This is a genomic window from Bacillus sp. CGMCC 1.60114, from assembly GCF_042676365.1.
Taxonomy (GTDB): domain Bacteria; phylum Bacillota; class Bacilli; order Bacillales; family Bacillaceae_G; genus Bacillus_A; species Bacillus_A rhizoplanae_A.
Genome location: NZ_JBHTHG010000114.1, coordinates 1 through 776, shown reverse-complemented (window position 1 = coordinate 776; position 776 = coordinate 1). Strand labels below are relative to the sequence as shown.

The following is a 776-nucleotide window of genomic DNA, read 5'->3' as shown; positions in this document are numbered from 1 at the left end:
CGTAAATATCTTAACAATATCGTGGAACAGGATCACCGTTTTATAAAGAAGAGAGTTCGATCCATGTTAGGATTGAAATCATTTCGTACAGCTACCTTGATTTTGAGGGGCATCTAAGCTATGCATATGATAAAAAAAGGGCAACTTCACCAAAGGATGAACTATGCCCAAAATGAGGTTGAAGTCATTCGTAAGCTATTTAAGTTAGTTGCTTAATCTCAAGGTTAATAGGATATTGCTATTCTATGGTTCTAGCGAACTATTTTTGCACCAAAGCCTTAGTTTTCTCCAGAAGCCTTTAGCTGATTGATATATTCCTGAAATTGTATCCAAGTTTGCTGATGGTGTGGCAACACAGAATACTCGAGCTCTAAAGCATCTAACCCAAACTGAGATGTTGCTCTTTCCTTACCCGTTGGTTCAATAATTTCTGCAGCTTCTAACATGATAAATGGAGTTTGGCGAGTACTCCAAAACAAAGATGTTCCTTTCATTGCTAGACGAATGAGCTCCCGTTTGTAGGGTGCTGGTAAATAGGTAATCCTTTGCCACATTTCTTGATCTGTTAACATGGATTCACGCTCCTTCTATATAACCTACTATTTTCTATTTTCAAAACATATATAAGGGGTCACTATATCATTCTGGGGAAATTGTACGCTAAGGGCTACAAAACCTTATCCTTACAGTATTTTTAAAGATAAATATATGTCCAGAAAGATAAAAACCTAAGTTTAATTGAACATTGATTTGTTTACACATTTTATGAACATGAT

The 776-nt window shown here is 35.8% G+C and carries 1 protein-coding gene and 1 pseudogene; one reads left to right on the top strand and one right to left on the bottom strand.

Features of this window, described 5'->3' with window-relative positions; genetic code table 11:
* Positions 1–216 (top strand): annotated as a pseudogene (locus ACFQZ1_RS18485) (DDE-type integrase/transposase/recombinase); the annotation flags it as partial.
* Positions 217–278: 62 nt separating this feature from the next.
* Here the strand turns inward: ACFQZ1_RS18485 and ACFQZ1_RS18480 are convergent.
* Complete coding sequence (locus ACFQZ1_RS18480; protein ID WP_377883661.1) at positions 279–572, bottom strand: hypothetical protein; 294 nt, start codon at positions 570–572, stop codon at positions 279–281.
* Positions 573–776 lie beyond the last annotated feature (204 nt).